Annotated in this window: 21 protein-coding genes; 10 read left to right on the top strand and 11 right to left on the bottom strand. The window is 66.4% G+C overall.

Going from position 1 to position 20289, the window contains the following annotated elements; genetic code table 11:
• Positions 1-28: 28 nt before the first annotated feature.
• Together ACFQZV_RS06610 and ACFQZV_RS06615 are read right to left on the bottom strand one after the other, a co-directional pair.
• Positions 29-1300, bottom strand: a complete 1272-nt coding sequence (locus ACFQZV_RS06610; protein ID WP_378752108.1) for a DUF445 domain-containing protein — start codon at positions 1298-1300, stop codon at positions 29-31.
• 4 nt (positions 1301-1304) lie between these two features.
• Positions 1305-1844 (bottom strand): helix-turn-helix transcriptional regulator, encoded by a 540-nt coding sequence (locus ACFQZV_RS06615; protein WP_378752106.1) that lies wholly within the window; start codon positions 1842-1844, stop codon positions 1305-1307.
• A gap of 51 nt (positions 1845-1895) precedes the next feature.
• Between ACFQZV_RS06615 and ACFQZV_RS06620 the strand changes: the two genes are divergently transcribed.
• Positions 1896-3011, top strand: a complete 1116-nt coding sequence (locus ACFQZV_RS06620; RefSeq protein ID WP_378752104.1) for a serine hydrolase domain-containing protein — start codon at positions 1896-1898, stop codon at positions 3009-3011.
• A gap of 3 nt (positions 3012-3014) precedes the next feature.
• On the opposite strand, the gene ACFQZV_RS06625 is transcribed toward ACFQZV_RS06620, so the two are convergent.
• The 3 genes from ACFQZV_RS06625 to ACFQZV_RS06635 all read right to left on the bottom strand — a co-directional run bounded on the left by ACFQZV_RS06625 (position 3015) and on the right by ACFQZV_RS06635 (position 6309).
• Entirely contained in the window at positions 3015-4175 is a 1161-nt protein-coding gene (locus tag ACFQZV_RS06625; RefSeq protein WP_378752102.1) for an acyl-CoA dehydrogenase family protein, read from the bottom strand.
• Positions 4176-4243: 68 nt separating this feature from the next.
• Positions 4244-4999 (bottom strand): alpha/beta fold hydrolase, encoded by a 756-nt coding sequence (locus tag ACFQZV_RS06630; protein WP_378752100.1) that lies wholly within the window; start codon positions 4997-4999, stop codon positions 4244-4246.
• 77 nt (positions 5000-5076) lie between these two features.
• Complete coding sequence (locus tag ACFQZV_RS06635; RefSeq protein ID WP_378752098.1) at positions 5077-6309, bottom strand: MFS transporter; 1233 nt, start codon at positions 6307-6309, stop codon at positions 5077-5079.
• Positions 6310-6685: 376 nt separating this feature from the next.
• Between ACFQZV_RS06635 and nrdH the strand changes: the two genes are divergently transcribed.
• The 4 genes from nrdH to nrdF are packed head-to-tail and all read left to right on the top strand — an operon-like array spanning position 6686 to position 10540.
• Entirely contained in the window at positions 6686-6919 is a 234-nt protein-coding gene (gene nrdH / locus ACFQZV_RS06640) for a glutaredoxin-like protein NrdH (RefSeq protein WP_378752096.1), read from the top strand.
• Positions 6920-6952: 33 nt separating this feature from the next.
• A complete protein-coding gene (gene nrdI, locus ACFQZV_RS06645) occupies positions 6953-7384 on the top strand; it encodes a class Ib ribonucleoside-diphosphate reductase assembly flavoprotein NrdI (RefSeq protein WP_378752095.1) in 432 nt (143 codons plus the stop codon).
• Entirely contained in the window at positions 7366-9540 is a 2175-nt protein-coding gene (gene nrdE, locus ACFQZV_RS06650) for a class 1b ribonucleoside-diphosphate reductase subunit alpha (protein WP_378752093.1), read from the top strand. Before nrdI ends, nrdE begins: the two co-directional genes overlap by 19 nt.
• Positions 9541-9565: 25 nt before the next feature.
• Positions 9566-10540: a class 1b ribonucleoside-diphosphate reductase subunit beta gene (gene nrdF, locus ACFQZV_RS06655; RefSeq protein ID WP_378752091.1), complete on the top strand. Its 975-nt coding sequence runs from the start codon at positions 9566-9568 to the stop codon at positions 10538-10540.
• 112 nt (positions 10541-10652) lie between these two features.
• On the opposite strand, the gene ACFQZV_RS06660 is transcribed toward nrdF, so the two are convergent.
• The gene (locus ACFQZV_RS06660) at positions 10653-11435 is read right to left on the bottom strand and encodes an SDR family NAD(P)-dependent oxidoreductase (protein ID WP_378752090.1); all 783 of its coding nucleotides are present in this window, start codon (positions 11433-11435) and stop codon (positions 10653-10655) included.
• A 201-nt stretch (positions 11436-11636) separates the two neighbouring features.
• On the opposite strand from ACFQZV_RS06660, the gene ACFQZV_RS06665 reads away from it, so the two are divergent.
• Both ACFQZV_RS06665 and ACFQZV_RS06670 read left to right on the top strand, forming a co-directional pair.
• Positions 11637-12563 (top strand): LysR family transcriptional regulator, encoded by a 927-nt coding sequence (locus tag ACFQZV_RS06665; RefSeq protein WP_378752088.1) that lies wholly within the window; start codon positions 11637-11639, stop codon positions 12561-12563.
• A 192-nt stretch (positions 12564-12755) separates the two neighbouring features.
• Positions 12756-14186 (top strand): flavin-containing monooxygenase, encoded by a 1431-nt coding sequence (locus ACFQZV_RS06670; protein WP_378752086.1) that lies wholly within the window; start codon positions 12756-12758, stop codon positions 14184-14186.
• 42 nt (positions 14187-14228) lie between these two features.
• Here ACFQZV_RS06670 and ACFQZV_RS06675 read toward each other — a convergent pair whose 3' ends face one another.
• On the bottom strand, positions 14229-14666 hold the full coding sequence (locus ACFQZV_RS06675; RefSeq protein WP_378752084.1) for a DoxX family protein: 438 nt from the start codon (positions 14664-14666) through the stop codon (positions 14229-14231).
• Positions 14667-14747: 81 nt separating this feature from the next.
• Between ACFQZV_RS06675 and ACFQZV_RS06680 the strand changes: the two genes are divergently transcribed.
• Positions 14748-15398, top strand: coding sequence for a hypothetical protein (locus tag ACFQZV_RS06680; RefSeq protein WP_378752082.1), 651 nt, complete (start codon positions 14748-14750; stop codon positions 15396-15398).
• A gap of 39 nt (positions 15399-15437) precedes the next feature.
• Here ACFQZV_RS06680 and ACFQZV_RS06685 read toward each other — a convergent pair whose 3' ends face one another.
• From ACFQZV_RS06685 to ACFQZV_RS06700, 4 genes are all read right to left on the bottom strand, one after another.
• Entirely contained in the window at positions 15438-16730 is a 1293-nt protein-coding gene (locus tag ACFQZV_RS06685) for an ABC transporter permease (RefSeq protein ID WP_378752080.1), read from the bottom strand.
• Positions 16727-17461, bottom strand: coding sequence for an ABC transporter ATP-binding protein (locus ACFQZV_RS06690; protein ID WP_378752078.1), 735 nt, complete (start codon positions 17459-17461; stop codon positions 16727-16729). Before ACFQZV_RS06690 ends, ACFQZV_RS06685 begins: the two co-directional genes overlap by 4 nt.
• Before the next feature lie 75 nt (positions 17462-17536).
• A complete protein-coding gene (locus ACFQZV_RS06695; protein ID WP_378752076.1) occupies positions 17537-18190 on the bottom strand; it encodes a response regulator transcription factor in 654 nt (217 codons plus the stop codon).
• A complete protein-coding gene (locus tag ACFQZV_RS06700; protein WP_378752074.1) occupies positions 18187-19371 on the bottom strand; it encodes a sensor histidine kinase in 1185 nt (394 codons plus the stop codon). The genes ACFQZV_RS06695 and ACFQZV_RS06700 overlap by 4 nt, the downstream gene beginning before the upstream one ends.
• 125 nt (positions 19372-19496) lie before the next feature.
• On the opposite strand from ACFQZV_RS06700, the gene ACFQZV_RS06705 reads away from it, so the two are divergent.
• Together ACFQZV_RS06705 and ACFQZV_RS06710 are read left to right on the top strand one after the other, a co-directional pair.
• A complete protein-coding gene (locus tag ACFQZV_RS06705; RefSeq protein WP_378752072.1) occupies positions 19497-19880 on the top strand; it encodes a DoxX family protein in 384 nt (127 codons plus the stop codon).
• A gap of 36 nt (positions 19881-19916) precedes the next feature.
• On the top strand, positions 19917-20276 hold the full coding sequence (locus tag ACFQZV_RS06710; protein WP_378752070.1) for a PLD nuclease N-terminal domain-containing protein: 360 nt from the start codon (positions 19917-19919) through the stop codon (positions 20274-20276).
• Positions 20277-20289 lie beyond the last annotated feature (13 nt).

Raw genomic sequence — 20289 nt, forward strand, 5'->3', positions numbered from 1 at the left:
GCGGACAGGGGTGCGTCACGATTCGGAATCAGCCGAGCACAGCGTGCGCGACGGTATAGATGACCAGGCCCGCAAGAGCACCGATGATGGTGCCGTTGAGGCGGATGTACTGCAGGTCGCGCCCCACCATGAGTTCGATCTTCTCGGTGGTCTCGTCGGCGTCCCACTTCTCGACGGTGTCGGTGATGATCGACGCGATGTCGCTGCGGTAGCGGTCGACGAGGAAGACGGCGGCATCGGTGACCCAGGTGTCGACGCGCCGCTGAAGCGCGGCGTCCGTCTGCAGTCGCGTGCCGATCTCGCTGAGCGCCCGTGTCGCCCGACGGCGGAGCGGGCTCTCAGGGTCGTCGAGTGACGTGATGAGTCCCGCCTTCGCGGTGTTCCAGGCTTCGGCGGCGAGTTCGCGCACACGGGGGCTGTCGAAGACCGAGCTCTTGGCGTCCTCGAGGCGTCCGATGGTGGCGGGATCGTGGCGCAGGTTGTCCGAGAGGCGCGTGAGGTAGGCGTCGATCGCGTGGCGTGCGGGATGCTCGGGGTCGGCCTGCACTGCGCGCACGAACGAGAGCGCCTCGCGGTAGACGGTGTCGTCGACGAGGCGGTGCGCGAGCGAGGGCACCCACGACGGCAACCGGCGCGAGACGAGTCCGGTGAACGCCTCGTGGTTGTTGGCGATCCACGTCTCGATGCTGTCGACGCCGAGGTCGACGGCGCCGTGATGTGCACCCGACGCGATCACCCGCTCGAGCCACTCCCCGAGTGGCGGTCCCCACTCGGGGGCGATGAGGTGCTCGCGGGCGAGATCTTCGATGACGCTCTGCACGTCGTCGTCGCTCAGCGCCTCGAGGATGCGTGAAGCCATGAGGGATGCCTCGGACGCCACGCGTTCCGCGTGCTCAGGCTCGGCGAGCCACTCACCGAGGCGCGCCGAGATCGCCGTCGCCTCCAGCTTGGTGCGCACCACGTCACCGCGGAGGAACTCGGTCTCGACGAACTCACCGAGATTGCGGCCGATCTCGTCTTTGCGGCGCGGGATGATCGCCGTGTGGGGGATGGGCACCCCCAGCGGATGCCGGAAGAGCGCCGTGACGGCGAACCAGTCGGCGAGGGCTCCGACCATCCCCCCTTCTGCCGCTGCGCGCACGTACGCCAGCCACGGGACCTGCTGCTGGAAGGCGAAAGCGATCGTGAACAGCACCGCCATGAAGATCAGTGCGCCCAGGGCGACCGCCTTCATGACCCGGAGTCCGCGGCGGCGTTCCTGGTCGGCGGGGCTCAGCAGATGCGTCGGCGTGCGGGCCATTCCGTCATCCTCGCACGGTGCCGTCGTCGCCCAGCGCGGCGAACCAGTCTCGAGCGAGCGTGTGAGCGCGGATGCCGTAGTCCAGTGTCGCCCGTTGGAACGCGAAGAGGGATGCGGCGCCCTCCGGCGGCGTCATGGCATCGAGCGCGGCGGCGACCTGCTCGAGTTCTCCCAGGTCGCGCTCCAGACGCGTGCGGATCGTCTCGAGGACCGGGCCGCGGTCGCCTTCGTCGAGCACGCCGAGGAAGAACGTCTTCGACAGAGCAATGGTTTCGGCATCCGATCCATCGATCGGACTCGCCATCCACGCGTGGAACGCGGCGCGTCCGGCGTCGGTGATCGCGTAGGGCTTGCTGCCGCGGGCGCCCTCAGGCTTGTCTGCCGCGACGACGAGCCCGTTGTCGACCAGCTGGCGGAGGGACCGCTGGATGCTCCCGAAGCTCGCGCTGTAGAAGAGTGAGATGCCCTGCGAGAACAGTTGTTTGACGGCGTAGAGCGTCAGCGGCCCGTGGGTCAGCAGCAAGCCGAGGATCACCTGTTGCATGCGCGCGCTCCATCCTATATACCTATGAGGTATATACCTCAGGGAGATATCGTGAAAAGTCTTGACGTCGATCCTGCCACGGCGGTCGTCCGTGACCCGGCCGCTCTCGAACACGCGATGACGCGCGCGCTCGCCCGCGTCGATCGGGCGCGCGCTCCGCGGTACCCGGCCGCGCAGGTGCTCGTGAGCGCGCCCGGCTTCTCGCTGCGCTCCGGCGATCATGCGCGGTCGTTCCACTCCGCGAGCGTCGGCAAGACCATGACCGGCATCCGGGCGTACCAGCTCGCCGAGCGCGGAGTGCTCGACCTGAGCGCGCCGGTCACAACGCTCCTGCCCGCCGCAGAGTGGCGCGGCCTGTTCCGTGCGCCCGATGCGGTCACCGCCGCGCACCTTCTCGCGCACACCAGCGGCGTGGCCGACTACTTCGAGGATCGTGCGGACGGATCGGTGCCGTTCCGCGACCTCGTCGTGCGCGACCGCGACACCCGGTGGACGCCGACCGACCTGCTCGACTTCACCCGCACCCACCAGAAGCCCATGGCAGACGCCGGACAGCGCTTCCACTACTCCGACACCGGCTACGTCCTGCTGGCTCGAATCATCGAAGAAGCAGGCGGTGCCGCGCTCGGGGCGCAGTTGCACGAGCACGTCTTCGCCCCGGCGGGCATGGAGTCGTCGTGCCTGCTGTTCCACACGCTCCCCGGCGGTTCCGCCTCGACGTCGCAGACGCCCGCGGCCGACCTCGACATCGCGCCCCTGTGGATCGGCGACCACGACATCAGCCGGGCGGCGAGTCTCAGTTGCGATTGGGGCGGCGGTGGCGTCGTCACCACTCTCGACGACCTCGACCGTTTCCTCGTTGCATGGACCGACGGGCGCCTCGTCCGGCCGGATACCCTCGCGCGAATGACCGATGGGCGCTCACGCTTCCGTCCCGGCATCCGCTACGGATCGGGCGCGATGCGCGTGCAGTACGGCGGATTCTCCCCGTTCCTGGCGCGCATGCCGCACGCGATCGGTCATCTCGGGGTCAGCGGCGCGCACGCCTTCACTCTGCCCGAGGCCGGCATCCGGCTCGTCATGAACTTCCATTCGACGCGCGAGATGCTGCGCTCGTTCCGCACCCACATCGGCCTGGTGCGCCGCGCGTGGAAGGCGCTGCGCTGACCGTCAGGACTCGATCGGACCCAACCAGGCCGACGCCACCGTCGAATGGGCGGACTCGGGGTCGGATGGGTGGAACAGCCCGGCCAGCACGTCGCGATAGAGCCGCGACAACTCGGACCGGGAGAAGTACGACCCGCCGCCCGAGACGAGGATCGCCTCGTCGACGACCGACTTCGCCATCGTCACGGCGCGGTGCTTGAGGCCCGACAGCTTCGCGAACCACTGAGCGCCGTGATCGGCGCGGGTGTCGACGTCCCGCGCGATCGTTTCGATCTGCGGCGGAACCGCGTCGTACGCGAGCGCCATGTCGGCGATGCGCCAGCGGATGTCGGGGTCTTGGCTGTAGGTTTTGCCGGTCTTCTTCGAGGTGCGGGCCTGCGCGGTCGAGACCGCCACATCGAGGGCCCGTCGCGCGATGCCGGTATAGACCGAGGCCAGCAGGATCTCGAAGACGCTGAAGATGCCGAACACGATCGGGTCGGGGTTCGGGCCGGGAGCGATCCGCCGCACCACCCGGTCGGCGGGGGCGACCGCGCCGTGGAGTTCGGTCGTGCGTGACTGGGTTCCCCGCATCCCGAGCGTGTCCCAGTCGTCTCGCGTGATGACCTGGTCGCTACGCGGTACGAAGGCGTAGACCATGTGCGGCCCGTCATCGCCGCTCGTGTCGAGGCCGTGCAGGCCGAGTTGGGTCCACACCGGCGCCAACGACGTGAAGATCTTGGTGCCGGTGAAGGCATAGCCCCCGTCGGGGCGGGGCGCGGCATCCGTGTCGCTGCCGAACAAGACCAGGTCGTTGCCTGCCTCACTGATGCCGAACGCGAAGACCTCGCCGTCGACGGCGCCTTCTTGGACGAACCGCAGGCTATCGATGCCGCGGTCTGCGAGCACCTTCGCGACGCCCGTCCACACCAGGTGCATGTTGACGGCCAGGGCTGTCGCGGGTGCGGCGCCGGCAAGACGTTGCTGGAGGACGGACGCCTCGACGAGCCCGAGACCGGCGCCGCCGAGGTCTTTCGGCACGAGGATCGCGAGGTAGCCGGCGTCGCGCAGGTCAGCGAGGTCGTCGTCGGGGAACGTGTTCTCACGATCGTGCACCGCCGCGCGCTCGCGAAACCGCTCGAGGAGAGCATCGGGCAGGATCGCCGCCGGGTCGAAAGTCGTCATGCCCCCATTCTTGCGGTGGTGGAGGGTGATCGGGGCGCTGCCGGGGCTGCGGCCGGTGCGACGCGCGGTCAGACGAGAGCGGCGCGCAGGTGCCGGATCGTGTCGTCGGGGCGATCGCGGTGCGGCGAGTGCCCGGCGCCCTCGACGACCGACACCGAGACGACGGGGTTGCGGCTGACCTCGTCGCGCAGCGCACCGGTGAAGATGGAGTGCACGTTCGGGTCCGACGCGATCACGTGTGTCGGCACGGTGAGCCGCGCAGCCTCGGCCCGCACATCCCATTCGGGGTTCTGAAGGCTCGTCTGTTCGACGGCCCAGCGGCTCGCCTGCTGCACCGAGAGGGCCTTCAGCTCGATGTCCTGCTCGTGCCAGTCCGGGTGCTCGGCCCGCACAGCAGCCACGGAAGGATCGGCGAAGGATCGCTCCTGGCTGTTGCGGACGATCTCGCGGTCGCGCGGTTCGAGGTGGATCGCCGGATCGATCAGCACGAGGCGTCGTGCCCACTCGGGGTCGTTCGCCGCGACGTGGGTGACGGCGGCGCCGCCGAGCGAGTGCCCGAGCGCGAGATCCCACGGCCGTCCGCTGTCTGACCGAGTGACGGCGAGGTCGGCGGCGTATGCCGGAATGCTGTAGTCCAGCGCGCGGGGAGCCACGCCATGCCCGCGGAGGTCGACCGCGACGACGTACCAGCCGTCGTCGGCCAAGGCGGTGGCGAAACGCCACATGAGGGGTGCGTTCGAACCGAGGCCGTGAACGAGCAGCGCGTGGCGGCCCGCAGCGGGGTCGCCCCACGTCAGACGGGGGAGGATGACGGGTGCCGGCATGCGTCCAGCGTAGAGCGAGGTGGCGCCCGGGATTCGCGCGAGGGTTCGCGTGTTCGTGTGGCCGCGGCTCTGGGCGCTCAGGGCAGGATGATGGGGCTCGTCGGCGGTGGGATCGTCGAGATCGGCTCGGTGTCGGGGATCGGGCTCGCATCGCGACCCCGGAGATCGGGGAACCCACGAACGAACACGGCTGCGACGACGACTCCGACGAGCGCGAACCCGGCGGCGGCGACGTACGCGCCGGTGGGACCGACGTCGTCGATGAGGAACCCGGCGATGGCAGAGCCCGCGGCGGCGCCGATGAGTTGTCCGGTGCCGATCCAGCCGTAGGCCTCGGCGGTGTCGCTGAACTTCACGCTCGCCGACGTGATCGTGTAGATCACCGCGAGAGCGGGAGCGACACCGATTCCGGCGAGGAAGAGCGTCGCGCCCAGCCACCACACGTTGAGGGAGACGATCGCCAGCCCCAGCCCGACCGTGACGACGATCAGCCTGCGAGCCATCGCCCACGGGCCGATCGGGATGTGCCCGAAGGAGAGCCCGCCGCCGAGCGAGCCGAGCGCGAAGACCGCGAGGATGAGGCCGGCCTCCAGTCCGCCGTGGTCGAAGGTGGCGACGACTCCGGCTTCGACGGCGGCGCAGGCGCCGATGAGTAGGAAGCCGCTGATCGTGGCGAGGAGTACCGGCGGCTTGGCCAGCACGCGCCCGATGCCGCGACGGCTCGGCGGGATGCGGACGCGTCCGAGTTCGGGGGAGAGCACGAACCATGCGCCGCCGCCGGCCAGGATGACGACGATGAGGATGAGCGCGGGAACCGTGCCGACTTGCGTCGCGACGAACGTCACGGTGACCGGTGCGACGATCCAGATGATCTCTTGCAGTGAGGCATCGAGCGAGAACAGGGGTGTGAGTTGCTTGGCCGTGACCATCTTCGGGTAGATGGTGCGCACGGCGGACTGCACCGGAGGAGTGGACAGTCCGCAGATGAGTCCGAGGAGCATCAGGACGCCGAGGGGAACGCTGAGCAGTGCGATGCCCAGGATCGAAAGTCCGCAGACGATCAGGGTCAGGGTCAGCACGGGTCGCATGCCCCATCGCCCCATCCAGCGGCTCGTCACGGGACCCGCGACCGCTTGCCCGATCGAGGTCGCTGCGAGCACGAGGCCGGCGGCGCCGTAGGACCCCGTCACCGCTTCGACATGGAGGAGCACGGCGAGGCTGATCATGCCTCCGGGAAAGCGCGCGGTGAGCTGAGCCGCCATGATACGGCCGACACCCGGTGTACGCAGAAGATCACGGTAGCCCGCCACGATCGCAACGATATCTCCTGCGGGTGACCCCCGATCCGGGCGGATGACGCGACACGCCGCGACACGCCAGAGGCGTCATCCACAGGCACATTCGTGTCGCGAGGTCAGTGTCGGATGCCGATCTGTGGAGAGACGGATGCGGACCCCGCCGAAAGCCGTGACGTCCAGGCCTTTTCCAGGTTCGGCGCTCGATCGACACCTGTGGATGAAACGGTGGAGAACCTGTGTTGAACCTGTAGAGAGCGGTGGAAAACTACACGGATGTAACTACTATCCCTTGTGGTGCTAACGAATGTCGGTACCCATATGTAGTATTGGACTCCCGGTGGGGGGAACCGCCGGAAGCCAGCGAATGTGAGGGGAGAACGGATCCGAAATGGCGATCACGGTCTACACGAAGCCCGCGTGCGTGCAGTGCACGGCGACGTATCGAGCATTGGACTCGAAGGGCATTGCTTACGAGGTCCACGACCTCTCCGAAGACCCGACCGCGCTTGAGCAGGTCAAGGCGCTCGGTTACCTTCAGGCTCCCGTCGTCATCACCGACGAGGACCACTGGTCGGGATTCCGTCCCGACAAGATCGACGAGCTCGCTTCGCGCCTGGTCTGACACCGCCGCGCGTTCGACGATCGGGGGCGGACGATGAAGACGGCGACACAGGTGCCGTTGCTGGTGTACTTCTCCAGCATTTCGGGTAACACCGCTCGCTTCATCGAGAAGCTCGATCTTCCCGCGAAGCGGATCCCGCTACGAGGAGACGATCCGCTGATCGTGGTCGATGAACCTTTCGTCCTGGTCACCCCCACCTACGGGGGAGGCCAGGGCCGAGGAGAAGAAAAGGGCGCGGTGCCCAAGCAGGTCATCCGGTTCCTCAATGACGAGCGAAACCGGAAACACATCCGCGGAGTGATCTCCGCGGGAAACACGAACTTCGGCGAGCATTTCTGTCTCGCCGGCGACATCATCAGCCGCAAGTGCAACGTGCCCCACTTGTATCGGCTGGAACTCTTCGGCACGGCCGACGACGTGGATCGCGTGAGCGATGGATTGGAACGATGGTGGCTTCTGCAGTGACCGCATCAGACAACTCGGTTGCGACCGACTTCAAGCACAACCCCGCCTTCGACGGGCAGGACTATCACTCGCTCAACGCGATGCTGAACCTGTACGACGCCGAGGGCAACATCCAATTCGACGCGGACAAGCGTGCGGCGCGGGAGTACTTCCTGCAGCACGTCAACCAGAACACGGTGTTCTTCCACTCGCTCAAAGAGCGACTGGACTACCTGGTCGAGAAGGAGTACTACGAGCCCGCCGTGCTCGAGAAGTACCCGTTCGAGTTCATCCAGCAGATCACCGACCGTGCATACGACGCGAAGTTCCGCTTCGATACGTTCCTCGGCGCGTTCAAGTACTACACGAGCTACACGCTCAAGACCTTCGACGGCAAGCGCTACCTCGAGCGTTTCGAGGACCGCGTCGTCATGACCGCGCTCGGACTGGCCGACGGCGACCAGAAGCTCGCGAACGAGTTGGTCGACGAGATCATCTCGGGTCGGTTCCAGCCGGCGACACCCACCTTCCTCAACACCGGCAAGGCCCAGCGCGGCGAACTCGTTTCGTGCTTCTTGCTGCGTATCGAAGACAACATGGAGTCGATCGCCCGGGGCATCAACTCCGCGCTGCAGCTGTCCAAGCGCGGCGGCGGTGTGGCCCTTCTGCTGTCGAACATCCGTGAGTCGGGTGCGCCGATCAAGCAGATCGAGAACCAGTCCTCGGGCATCATCCCCGTCATGAAGCTCCTCGAAGACAGCTTCAGCTACGCCAACCAGCTCGGCGCACGTCAGGGCGCCGGCGCCGTGTACCTGTCCGCGCACCACCCCGACATCATGCGATTCCTCGACACGAAGCGTGAGAACGCCGACGAGAAGATCCGCATCAAGACGCTCTCGCTCGGTGTGGTCATCCCCGACGTCACGTTCGAGCTCGCCAAGAACGACGAGGACATGTACCTCTTCTCGCCGTACGACGTCGAGCGTGTCTACGGGGTGCCGTTCGGTGACATCTCGGTGACCGAGAAGTACCGCGAGATGGTCGACGACCCGCGCATCAAGAAGACGAAGATCAACGCTCGGGAGTTCTTCCAGACCCTCGCCGAGATCCAGTTCGAGTCCGGTTACCCGTACATCATGTTCGAAGACACGGTGAACCGCGCCAACCCCATCAAGGGTCGGATCAACATGTCGAACCTGTGCTCGGAGATCCTGCAGGTCAATACGCCGACCACGTACAACGACGACCTTTCGTACGCCGAGATCGGCAAGGACATCTCTTGCAACCTCGGCTCGCTCAACATTGCCCTGGCGATGGACTCGCCCGACTTCGGCAAGACGGTGGAAACCAGCATCCGTGCGCTCACCGCGGTGAGCGACCAGAGCCACATCCGCTCGGTGCGTTCCATCGAAGACGGCAACGACCGCTCGCACGCGATCGGCCTCGGCCAGATGAACCTCCACGGCTATCTGGCGCGCGAGCACGTGCACTACGGGTCGGAGGAGGGCCTGGACTTCACGAACATCTACTTCTACACCGTCGTCTACCACGCGCTGCGGGCCTCGAACCTGCTGGCGAAGGAGCGCGGGCAGGTGTTCGACGGATTCTGGGACTCGGCCTATGCGTCGGGGGAGTTCTTCGACAAGTACACCGAGCAGGAGTGGGTGCCGCAGACCGAGCGTGTGCGCGAGCTCTTCTCGGGGCACGACATCCCCACCCAGGATGACTGGCGCGCGCTGAAGGCGTCGATCCAGGAGCACGGGATCTACAACCAGAACCTGCAGGCCGTGCCGCCGACGGGCTCGATCTCGTACATCAACAACTCGACGTCATCGATCCACCCGATCGCCTCGAAGATCGAGATCCGCAAGGAAGGCAAGCTCGGGCGTGTGTACTACCCGGCGCCCTTCATGACGAACGAGAACCTCGACTACTACGAGGACGCGTATGAGATCGGCTACGAGAAGGTCATCGACACGTACGCCGCCGCAACGCAGCACGTCGACCAAGGTTTGTCGCTCACGCTGTTCTTCAAGGACACCGCGACCACGCGCGACATCAACAAGGCGCAGATCTACGCGTGGCGCAAGGGCATCAAGACGATCTACTACATCCGCCTGCGCCAGATGGCGCTCGAGGGCACCGAAGTCGAAGGCTGCGTCTCCTGCACGCTGTGACGGCCGAGACGACGAAGGAACACGAATGATTGAGAAGCTGCCGTTGCTGGACCACGTCCAGGCGATCAACTGGAACCGCATCCAAGACGACAAGGACCTCGAGGTCTGGAACCGCCTCGTAAACAACTTCTGGCTGCCCGAGAAGGTGCCGCTCAGCAATGACATCCAGTCGTGGAACACGCTGACGCCCGAAGAGCAGAAGCTGACGATGCGGGTCTTCACCGGCCTCACCCTGCTCGACACGATCCAGGGCACGGTGGGCGCGGTCTCGCTGATCCCGGATGCGGTGACCCCCCACGAAGAAGCGGTGTACACCAACATCGCGTTCATGGAGTCGGTGCACGCCAAGAGCTATTCGTCGATCTTCTCGACGCTGTGCTCGACACCCGAGATCGATGACGCCTTCCGCTGGTCGGTGGAGAACGAGAGCCTTCAGAAGAAGGCGCGCATCGTCATGGACTACTACCGAGGCGACGAGCCCCTCAAGCGCAAGGTCGCCTCCACGCTGCTGGAGTCGTTCCTGTTCTACTCGGGCTTCTACCTGCCGCTCTACTGGTCGTCGAAGGCGAAGCTGACGAACACGGCCGACATCATCCGTCTCATCATCCGCGACGAGGCCGTGCACGGCTACTACATCGGCTACAAGTTCCAGAAGGGGCTCGAGGAGCTCGACGAAGCTGCGAAGCAGGACATCAAGGACTACACGTTCTCGCTGCTGTACGAGCTCTACGACAACGAGATCCAATACACGCAGGACCTCTACGACGGCGTCGGTCTGACCGAGGAAGTCAAGAAGTTCCTGCACTACAACGCCAACAAGGCGCTGATGAATCTCGGCTACGAGTCGATGTTCCCCTCGACCGTGACGAACGTGAGCCCGGCGATCCTGTCGGCCCTGGCGCCGAACGCCGATGAGAACCACGACTTCTTCTCGGGTTCGGGCTCGTCGTACGTCATCGGCAAGGCCGTCGCGACCGAGGACGACGACTGGGACTTCTGATCTGCCGATTCCGACTCCGGCCTGAATGGCCGGAGTCGGAGCCTTTCGTGGTGTGGGATGACGGCGTGCGGTCCGCCAAGAAGAGTTGCCGGACCGCACGCCGACGGGCTCGTCAGGTCAGGACGGCGCCGCCGTCGACGGCGAGGGTCTGCCCGGTGATGTTGCGCGCGCGGTCGCTGATCAAGAACGCCACGGCCTCGGCGATGTCCTCGGGTTCCTGTGGTCGCCCCATCGGTACCGACTGTTGCACCATGGCCTCGAACACCTGATCGTCGGGAAGATCCGCGAGCGGCGGCGTGACCGCCTTGAGCGCCGGTATCGAGCTCTTCCACATGTCGGTGTGGATCAGCCCGGGCATCACGGTGTTGCAGCGGATCTCGTTGGCGGCGCCCGTCCGCGCGACCACATGGCTGAATTCGATCACCGCGGCCTTCGCCGCAGCGTAGTGACCGAGAAGAGGATGACCTTGCTTTGCGCCGATCGACGAGATGTTCACGATTGCTGCAGGGCCCGTCGGGACGCGCCGGAGGAACTCCTGGCACATCAAGAACGTGCCCTTGGTGTTCACAGCGAACATGCGGTCCCAGAGTGCCTCGTCGATCGAGACGATCGGGTCGAATCCCCCGATGCCGGCGACGTTGACCAGGCCGGTGAGGGACCCTTGGCCCGCCACTGCGTCATACAGGGCGGTGACCGACGCGGGACTCGTCACGTCGGTCTGGTGAGCGATGACACGCACTCGATGCTCGTTCTCGATGGACTGCGCCCGTATGCCGAGCGGCTCGTCCTGCAGGTCCGCGAGAACGAGGACGTCGAACTCGGACGCGAGGCGCGCGGCGATCGCGGCGCCCAGTCCTTGGGCTGCACCCGTCACGATGGCGATCCTGTCGGTCATGGATACTCCTCCTTGAGTGGGACGCCGAACGACGTCTTCGATGGCGACCGCTTCGATCCTCTGGCTTGTGGTGCGCGCCGTCCATGTAGAAGCTCATCCAGGCGTTCACGGGGACGTTAACGCCCCATCCCACTCACGGGTCGGCTGCTGTCGGGCTATAGTGCTCGCACCAACACCTGCAGAAAGGGACGTGTGGCGCCGGTGGAGATTCCTGAACTCAGCACCCGCAGCCTCATCGCGCTCATCACCCTGGTCGAACAAGGTCACTTCGGAGCCGCCGCCTCGCGGCTCTGGGTGTCGCCGCCGGCTCTGAGCCAGCAGATCCGACGGCTCGAGAATCATGTCGGCGCGCGCCTCGTGGACCGAGCCACCCACCCGATCACGTTGACGCCCGCCGGCGAGGCGTTCCTGCCTCACGCGCGGCAGGTGGTTCAGTCCGTCTCGGACGGTCTGGCCGCGATCGAGCGGCTTGAGCGCGACATCCCGCCCATTCTCCGCATCGGATTCATCAACGGCGGGGTCGGATCGATCTGGTCGTCCATCGTCGCGCAGCTCAACGGCGCGGTGAACTTCACACTGCTGGAGTGGCCGGACCAGATCTCCGCTGTGGTCCGGGGGGACGTGGACGCGTCGCTCGTCCGCTCGCCGCTGACCCCGGTCGCGGGGACACACCTTCAGCCACTCGCCGTGGAGAAGCGATTCGCCGTCGTGCACCGCGATCATCCCCTCGCCGGCAACCGCAGGATCTCGATCAGCGAGCTCGACGGCGAGACTTACGTCGGTCCGCCGGCGGGGATGGATGAGACCTGGATCCGGTGGTGGGCGATCGACCCTCGCCCGAGCGGTGCGAGGGTGAACTTCGGCACGCCCGTTCACAGCATCGACGAGCTGCTTCAGGTCGTGTCGACGGGCGCGGCCGTGGCCATCACCGCCGAGACGATCCGTCACACGTACGCCGGCGCCGATGTCGAGTTCGTCGAGGTACATGACGTCGAGCCGAGTCGCACCGAGTTGTGCACACGCGCTGAAGACGACAATCCGCGCGTCGTCGAACTGCGGGAGGTCGTCGCCCGCCACTGGGCAGCATCGCGCCGCTCCGAGACGGCCGACGCCGGCATCCGCCGTTAACACCCGCGTTATCCGTCGTACGGGTTTGGACATGGCCCTGCCGACACCGCGTGCGAAGAATGGGACCGTCACACCGAGGTGGCAGCGACCGACGCGGAGAAGCGACGGTCGTCACTCCAGGCCCAGCGCGTCGGGCGGCACCCGAACCACCCGAACCCGGCGACTGAGCACTCGAACGAAGGCGGTCTTCCTATGGCATCCTCCTCCCTCCCCACCAAGTACCTCGTGATCGGAGCGGGTCCGTCCGGCCTGATCGCTGCGCGCGCCTTCTTGCGCTACGGCATCGACGTCGAGATCGTCGAGCGACACACGCGCGCCGGTGGCATCTGGGACATCGAGAATCCCGGCTCCCCGATCTACGAGTCCTGCAACCTGATCAGCTCACGTATCGCGGGAGGGTTCGCCGGCTACCCCATGAAGTCCGACCTGCCGATGTATCCCAAGTGGACCGACCTTCGGGACTACATCGGGGACTTCGCGCGCGACTACGGCCTCGATGAGCGCACCACCTTCGGTACCTCGGTGGTCTCGGCGGAGCCGGTCGACACCGACGCGGGTCGCTCGTGGAGGGTGGAGCTCTCGAACGGAGAGACCCGAGAATATCGGGGTATCGTCGCTGCGACAGGCAGCCAGTGGATCCCGCGGCTCCCCGCCATCGACGGGCTCGATACCTTCAACGGGCACGCGATTCACTCCAGCGAGTACCGATCCCCGGAGGACCTCAGAGGCAAGCGGGTCCTCGTCGTGGGAGCGGGAAACAGCGGCATCGACATTGCATCCGACGCCGCCTTCCACGCCGATGCGGCATTCTTGTCGACTCGTCGCGCCTACTGGATCTTCCCCAAGCAGATCTTCGGGCTCGCGCTGCCTGATCTCCTCGACGGCCGGGGTTCCCTCCCCGACCTGGAGTTGTTGCAGGGTCTGGACCCGCAGACGACGATGGCCCTCGTCATGTCGACCGTGGGCGATATGACGGCCTATGGTCTGCCGACACCGAGCGATCCACCGGCATCCACCCACCCGATCGTGAGCAACACGATTCTCCACGCCTTCTCGCACGGTTTGCTGTCGCACCGCAATGACGTGGCACGCGTGGACGGTTCGACGGTCCACTTCGTGGACGGGGTTACCGAAGAGGTCGACGTGATCGTCTTCGCGACGGGCTATGACGTTCACTACGACTTCCTTCCCGAGGGTCTCGTCACCTACAAGGACGGCCACCCCGTGGTCCACCTCACCACCTTCGTGCCAGGGGTGGAGGGTCTCTATACCGCGGGCACGCTCCATGCTGCCGTGGGCGCGGGCTGGACGCTGTGGGATGTCTACGCGAATCTCGCGGCGGCGGACGCCCATGCGACGCTGACCGGCGAGAATGCAGAGGCGCTGCGCCGGCTCAAGGAAGAGTACGACCCCGACCTCACCGGCGGGTTCCCCTTTCTCGACGTCCCGCGCAATGCGAACCAATACGACGGATACACCGTCCTTGTGGCAGTGCCTGCGGAGATCCGTGAGAAGTTCGGGATCGCGCTTCCGACGGGATTCGATGACATGGAGTTCTACCGCGAGGTCCGGCGCACCGATGAGGCGACCGTGCACGAGTCGGAGCCGGCATTGGTGCGCTGAGCAGGCTGCAGGCGGGCGTACGCCACGAGTCGCGCGGCTGCGCTACGCGCGGACGATCTTGTGGCGCGCGCCCGGCCGACGCCACGGCCCCGTGCTCCACAGCGCCCAGAGAACGAGCAGGGGCTGAAGGAACAGCCGAATGAACCGTGCGCGATCGGTGCGCAACAGGGGAGCGGAGCGCCCGGTGCGCCACTGGTGGATGTTGCCGGGCAGCACCGCGACGAAGAAGGCCGCGGTGAGCGCGCCGATTCTTCGCCGATGGATCGGCAGTGCCACGAGTGCGCCGCCCAGCATGATCTCGACGGCACCCGACCCCACGACGATCGCGTCCTTGTCGAGCCCCGTCGCACGCACGGCCCAATCCGGGACGGCGATCCGGAACCCCCGCCGCGCCCAGAGCAGATGCGAGAGCCCTGCGAAGACGAGCATGCCGCCGAGGAGCGCGCGAGCGACAAGCCGCGCGAGGGGTTCGCCTGTCATTCCGCCAGTCTTGCAGGCATCCCTCACTGTGACGTCTCTCCCCGCGTGCCGGCACCGATGCCCGCCGATTAGGGTCGAGGAATGCGACAGCGCCGCCTCACCTGGATGATCGGAGGCGCCGGACTCGTGCTGTGCGGCGTGATCGGGATGCTGCAGTTCTCGGTCCCGGGCACCTCGCTGGCGATATCGGTTCTCGTCGATGTCGTTTTCGCAGCCGCGGTCCTGCTGTTCGCGATCGGGCTGTCCCGCGAGGGGAGTGTCGTGGCGCGGAGACCGCTCGGTGTCACCGCGCTCGCCGTCGTTGCGGTGTGGCCACTCGTGATGCGAGCCGCGCAGCCGCTCCTCCCGAGGGTGGATGCCGCGACCTTCGATTCGGGTCTCGCTGCGTACCGCGAGGTCGAAGGCATCCTCAACACGGTGTTCTTCGTCGATCTCGCTGTCTCGCTCGCCGCATCGCTGATCGCGTGCGTGCAGATCGCCCGCGCCGGCGTCGTTCCGAAGCCATGGAATTGGGCTCCGCTGTGGGCGCTCCTCGTCGTGATCGTTGCGGCAGCCGTGCCGCAACTGCTCTTCGCAGCCACGAGCCCAGCCGGCGCGCAAGGCTACGCCGATATGGCGGTGCTGCTCGGACGCATCGGGTTCCTCGTCCGGACTCTCGGACTCGGGATCATCGCGCTCGTGCTCGCGGCGCGGGTTCGCCCGGATGCCGTCGATGTCTACCGGTCGGCCTGAGCGATAGGGCGGACTCCGCGGAGGAGTCCGCCCTATCGTTTACTCGTACCGCAGTGACTCGACCGGGTCCGCGCGTGCGGCGCGCCACGCGGGGATCGTGCCTGCAAGGAACGCGATCGCCATGACGCTGACGATGATCGTGATGATGGAGACGGGGTCGAACGCGATGAGCGTGAGGCCGGCGAGGTCCGAGAGCAGCCCCGTCGACAGGGCTCCGCTGATGGCGGTGCCGGCGATCATCGCTATCGCCGCGCCCACGGCGCTGCCGAGGAATCCGAGGAACACCGCCTCGAGGCTGAACAACGAGAACACGCGGCCCGATCCCATGCCCATCGCCTTCATGAGGCCGATCTCGCGAGTGCGCTCCTGAACGGACATCAGCAGCGTGTTCACGATGCCGAAGCTTGCAGCGAGCAGCGCGATGATCGCGAACCCGTTCAGCACGAGCACGATGCCGTCGATGACCGACGTGATCGTGCCGAGCTGGTCGGCGACCGTTGTCCCGGTGAAGCCTTCAGCCGCCAGGGCATCTTGGAGCGCGACGATCTCATCGTCTGCGGCATCGGCAGCGAACCAGACGGTGGCAGACGTGTAGCGATCGGCTTCGGCCGCGGGGATGCCGGTGGATTGAACGTCGAAGAGCGCGTCGGCGAGGGGGTTGTTGAGGAGGATGCTGGCGCCCATCGGCGAAGCGAGAGTCTCCTCGGTGACCCCGACGATTTCGGCCGAGACAACATGCTGTTCGCGTAGCGCGTCCGTGACGGCGATGTCGAGTGACTCGCCGATGGCGGCGCCGGATGAGTCGAACCCGAGCGGCTCGACGTAGGTGAGCGGAATTGCGACCTCGTAGCCCGAGGCGTCTGCATCTGGCTCGACGCCGTCCGCGAGTAGGGTCGTCTGCCCCGGGACGAGGCTGCCGACCTGCGCGACGAACCGCGTGCCGTCGCCGCACGTGATGTAGTCGGGAGTGATCGCGCGCGCAGCCTGCACATCAACGACACCCTCGATGCCCTCGATCGTGGCGACATCATCGGGGGTGAGCGCGATCACGGTCTGCCCGGGGATGCCTGTCGACACCGCATCCGGGTCATACTCCGCGGGACCCGACGAACCGGGTCCCGGCCCGTCCTGCACCTTGGTGACGGTCATCGCGTCGGATGCGCCTACGGCGCTCACGGTGTCGTCGATGTAATCGTTGATGCCCGTGCCGAGGCCGCTGGTGAGAGCAAGGGTGAACGCCCCCACGAAGATCGCAAGGATCGTGAGAATCGATCGCGTCTTCGAGCGGAAGGTATTCGCGATGGCGGTGGTGATCAGGTCGCCGGTCTTCATGCCGCCACCTCCCCGTCGGAGTCCTCGACGATGCGGCCGTCTCGAATCTGGATACGACGGTCACAGCGCGCCGCGAGCTCTTCATCATGGGTGACGACGATCAGCGTGATGCCGTGCTCGCGGTTGAGGGTGAACAGGATGTCCTCGACGGTCTGCCCGGTGTTCGAGTCGAGGTTGCCTGTCGGCTCGTCGGCGAAGATGATACGCGGATTGTTGACGAGGGCACGCGCGATCACCGCGCGTTGCTTCTGCCCACCCGACAGGTTCACGGCTTTGTTCTTCGCTTTGTCGTCGAGCTCGAGTTGCGCGAGCGCCGCCAACCCGCGTCGCCTGCGCTCGGCGCGCCCGATACCGGCGATCTTCATCGGCAATATCACGTTCTCGAGCACCGTGTTCGATCCGGTCAGAAAGAACTGCTGAAAGACGAACCCGAATGTCTTGTTGCGGGTGCGGTTCAGCTTCTTGCCACGCAGATCGCGTGTATCGGCGCCGTCGAGGATCAGCGAGCCGGAGTCTGGTGCGTCGAGCAGCGCCAGCACATGCATGAGCGTCGACTTGCCGGAGCCGGATTTTCCGACAATGGCCAGTGACTGGCCCTCGTGGATGTCGAGACTGACGTCGGTGAGAGCGTCGAACCGGTTTTGCCCGGTCCCATACGACTTGTGCACATCGTGGGCGGAGATGATCGCGGGTCGCGCGTGGCGGCTCGTGACCGGAGATGGAGTTGTCATGATTCCAGACTCGTCGGGATCGCCCCCTCGCGAATCCTCCGGCGGCGGCATGCACATACCGCGCCGGCGGTATCTTCAACTGCCGGGTGACAGGAGTCCGGACTCGTACGCCTCGATCACGAGCTGGGCGCGGTCATGGGCGTGGAGCTTCGTCATGACGCGGTTCACATGTGTTTTGGCGGTGTGCGGCGAGATGAACAGCTCCTCGGCGATCTCCTGATTCGATCGACCGCGCGCGACGAGCAACAGCACTTCTTCTTCGCGGTCCGTCAACGCCGCCAGGCGGCCGCGCTCCGGAACGGCCGGGTGCAGGTGCTTCGCGATCAGCGCGCGTGTGGCCGCGGCAGACAGGAGCGAGTCACCCGCGTGGACGGCTTCGATCGCGCGCACGATGTCGTCCGGCTCCGCTCCCTTGCCGATGAACCCGCTGGCCCCGGCACGCATTGCACGAACAACGTATTCGTCCTCTTCGAAAGTCGTGAGAATCAGCACCCGGGTGCTCGCGAGCTGGGGGTCGGTGCAGATTCGCGCCGACGCGTCGATGCCGTCCAGTCGCGGCATCCTAATGTCCATCAGCACCACGTCGGGTCGCAGGCGCCGAGTCATCTCGACACCCTCGGCACCGTCGGCTGCAACGCCGATGACCTCGACGCCGGGGGAGGACCGCAGGATGTCGGTCACCGCCTGGCGGATGAGGGCTTGGTCGTCGACGACGAGGACACGGATCATCGGGTGACCTCCGGCGCCAGTGGCAATCGCGTCGTGACCCGCCATCCGCCCGGACCGGGGCCTGTTTCGATGCTGCCGTGAACCGTCGCGACGCGTTCTCGCATACCTGCAAGGCCCAGGTGGGCGCCCGGAGTATCGGTGCTCGTGGCCGCGATATCGATCGGATTGGAGACCACGACCGTCAGCGCGTCGCCGTCCACTGAGAGGAGCACGTGCGCGCGATGCTCTGCGCCGTGCTTGTGCGCGTTGGTCAACGCTTCTTGCACGACGCGGTAGGCGACAAGACCCGCTGCCCCACTCACTCGTGCGAGATCGCCCTCGACTCGCGTGGAGACGTCCAGACCCGCGCGCGCAAACTGCTGGGTGAGGTCGTCGAGCGCCGTCAACCTCGGCCCCGGCGCGGTCGCGTCGTCTTCTGCGTCGGAGCGCAACACCTCAAGAAGCCCCCCGATCTCGCCGAGCACGGTGCGGGACGCGGCCCGGATGGTCGCGAGCGATTCCTTCGCCTTCTCTGGTCGGCCGTCAACGGCCGCCGACGCGACGCCGGCGTTGAGACTGATCACCGAGATCTGGTGGGCGACCGCATCGTGGAGGTCCCGCGCGATACGCAACCGCTCCTCCGATACACGCCGACGTGCTTCGACTTCTCGAGTTCTCTCGGCGCGTTCGGCGCGGTCAGTGATCGCCGCGATGTACTCGCGCCGCGACCGGGACGCGTCGCCCAGAACCGACCCGATGATTGCCGTCAGCGCGAACTGCACGATTCGGGGGTCGGTCGGACCGCCCCGCCACGCCAGCAGACCGAGCCCCAGCACCAGCGCCACGGTGATGACTGTCACGATGATCCCGTCGCGGCGCGGAATACGGGTGGTGACCGCGAAGAGCGCCGCCGCCACGGCGAACGAGATCGCCGGGGCGAGAGCTCCCAGCACCGCCGCCAACCCGTACAGTGTGATTTCGACGCCGAGTATCGCGAGTGACCAGCGGCGCCGCAGCGGAAGCGCCGCAGTAGCCAGCGCGACGAGCGCGACGGTGGTGACGTCGGGCAACGCGATGGGCTCGCCAGGATCGCGCACGATCGTCAGGGGAATCATCAGCGCGATGAGCAGTGTGTCCACGAGCCAGGCGGGCATGCGCGGCCGTAGGTCCTTCGGTATCCGCTCCGCATCCTGGCCCGTCATACTTCAAGTCTGTCGGGCGCGCGGTTGCGGCGCGTCATCCCGTGGCGGTATCTGAGGTCGGCCGGGTCGCGCCGGCCGCCTGTCAACCCCTGCCGGGTGTCGGCGTCCTCTGGGAAAGTGAGGGCATGAGGACGTTCGCGCGATGGATCCTGGCCGGGGCGATGGTGTTCGCCGGTCTCAGTCACCTGTTCTGGGCTCGCAGGGAGTTCCAGGCCCAGGTGCCCGACTTCACCGGCGAGGTGATGGACAAAGACGGTGTCGTCGTCGCCTCAGGAGTCGTCGAGATGATGCTCGGGGCATCGCTCGTCGCGTTGCCGAGATCGCGGCAGCGCGTCGGGGCGATCCTGGCGGCGTTCTTCATCGCGGTGTTCCCGGGCAACATCGAGCAGTACACCCGGCGCCGTGACGGGTTCGGGCTCGACACCGACCGCAAGCGGCTGATCAGGCTGTTCTTCCAGCCGCTCCTTGTCGCATGGGCGTGGTGGTCCACACGCCCGCCGCAGCGGTGATCGATCACGGTGATGAGCGACCTCTAGGCTGACCCCGTGGCAGTTCTCCTCTCGTTCCTCGTCATCGCGTTGATGGTGTTCGCGCTCATCGACATCATCCGGCGCGATGACAGTGAGGTGAAGCACCTGCCGAAGGTGATGTGGGTCATCATCGTGCTGATCGTGCCGCTGATCGGGTGCGGCCTGTGGTTCGCGCTCGGTCGCGAGTACTCCTCGGCCGGAATCCGGATGCCGCGGCCCGCTCCCAGATCTGCACCGGTCGCCGCACCACCACCCGTGCCGCGCGACACCCGCACGACCGAACAACAGCTCGCCGATCTCGAACGCGAGATCGAAGAGGACCGGCTGCGGGCAGAACTCGAACGCCGCCGCCGCGAGCGGGGCGAGGCGTCCTGATCCGCGCCGTGTG

Source organism: Microbacterium koreense (genome assembly GCF_042677105.1).
GTDB classification, from domain to species: Bacteria; Actinomycetota; Actinomycetes; order Actinomycetales; family Microbacteriaceae; genus Microbacterium; species Microbacterium koreense.

Bases quoted from the DNA above. Each gene is read 5' to 3' on its own strand.
- ACFQZV_RS06610 (WP_378752108.1), bottom strand. From the start codon at position 1,300: ATGGCCCGCACGCCGACGCATCTGCTGAGCCCCGCCGACCAGGAACGC.
- ACFQZV_RS06615 (WP_378752106.1), bottom strand. From the start codon at position 1,844: ATGCAACAGGTGATCCTCGGCTTGCTGCTGACCCACGGGCCGCTGACG.
- ACFQZV_RS06625 (WP_378752102.1), bottom strand. From the start codon at position 4,175: ATGACGACTTTCGACCCGGCGGCGATCCTGCCCGATGCTCTCCTCGAG.
- ACFQZV_RS06630 (WP_378752100.1), bottom strand. From the start codon at position 4,999: ATGCCGGCACCCGTCATCCTCCCCCGTCTGACGTGGGGCGACCCCGCT.
- nrdH (WP_378752096.1), top strand. From the start codon at position 6,686: ATGGCGATCACGGTCTACACGAAGCCCGCGTGCGTGCAGTGCACGGCG.
- nrdI (WP_378752095.1), top strand. From the start codon at position 6,953: ATGAAGACGGCGACACAGGTGCCGTTGCTGGTGTACTTCTCCAGCATT.
- nrdE (WP_378752093.1), top strand. From the start codon at position 7,366: ATGGTGGCTTCTGCAGTGACCGCATCAGACAACTCGGTTGCGACCGAC.
- nrdF (WP_378752091.1), top strand. From the start codon at position 9,566: ATGATTGAGAAGCTGCCGTTGCTGGACCACGTCCAGGCGATCAACTGG.
- ACFQZV_RS06660 (WP_378752090.1), bottom strand. From the start codon at position 11,435: ATGACCGACAGGATCGCCATCGTGACGGGTGCAGCCCAAGGACTGGGC.
- ACFQZV_RS06670 (WP_378752086.1), top strand. From the start codon at position 12,756: ATGGCATCCTCCTCCCTCCCCACCAAGTACCTCGTGATCGGAGCGGGT.
- ACFQZV_RS06675 (WP_378752084.1), bottom strand. From the start codon at position 14,666: ATGACAGGCGAACCCCTCGCGCGGCTTGTCGCTCGCGCGCTCCTCGGC.
- ACFQZV_RS06680 (WP_378752082.1), top strand. From the start codon at position 14,748: ATGCGACAGCGCCGCCTCACCTGGATGATCGGAGGCGCCGGACTCGTG.
- ACFQZV_RS06685 (WP_378752080.1), bottom strand. From the start codon at position 16,730: ATGAAGACCGGCGACCTGATCACCACCGCCATCGCGAATACCTTCCGC.
- ACFQZV_RS06690 (WP_378752078.1), bottom strand. From the start codon at position 17,461: ATGACAACTCCATCTCCGGTCACGAGCCGCCACGCGCGACCCGCGATC.
- ACFQZV_RS06695 (WP_378752076.1), bottom strand. From the start codon at position 18,190: ATGATCCGTGTCCTCGTCGTCGACGACCAAGCCCTCATCCGCCAGGCG.
- ACFQZV_RS06700 (WP_378752074.1), bottom strand. From the start codon at position 19,371: ATGACGGGCCAGGATGCGGAGCGGATACCGAAGGACCTACGGCCGCGC.
- ACFQZV_RS06705 (WP_378752072.1), top strand. From the start codon at position 19,497: ATGAGGACGTTCGCGCGATGGATCCTGGCCGGGGCGATGGTGTTCGCC.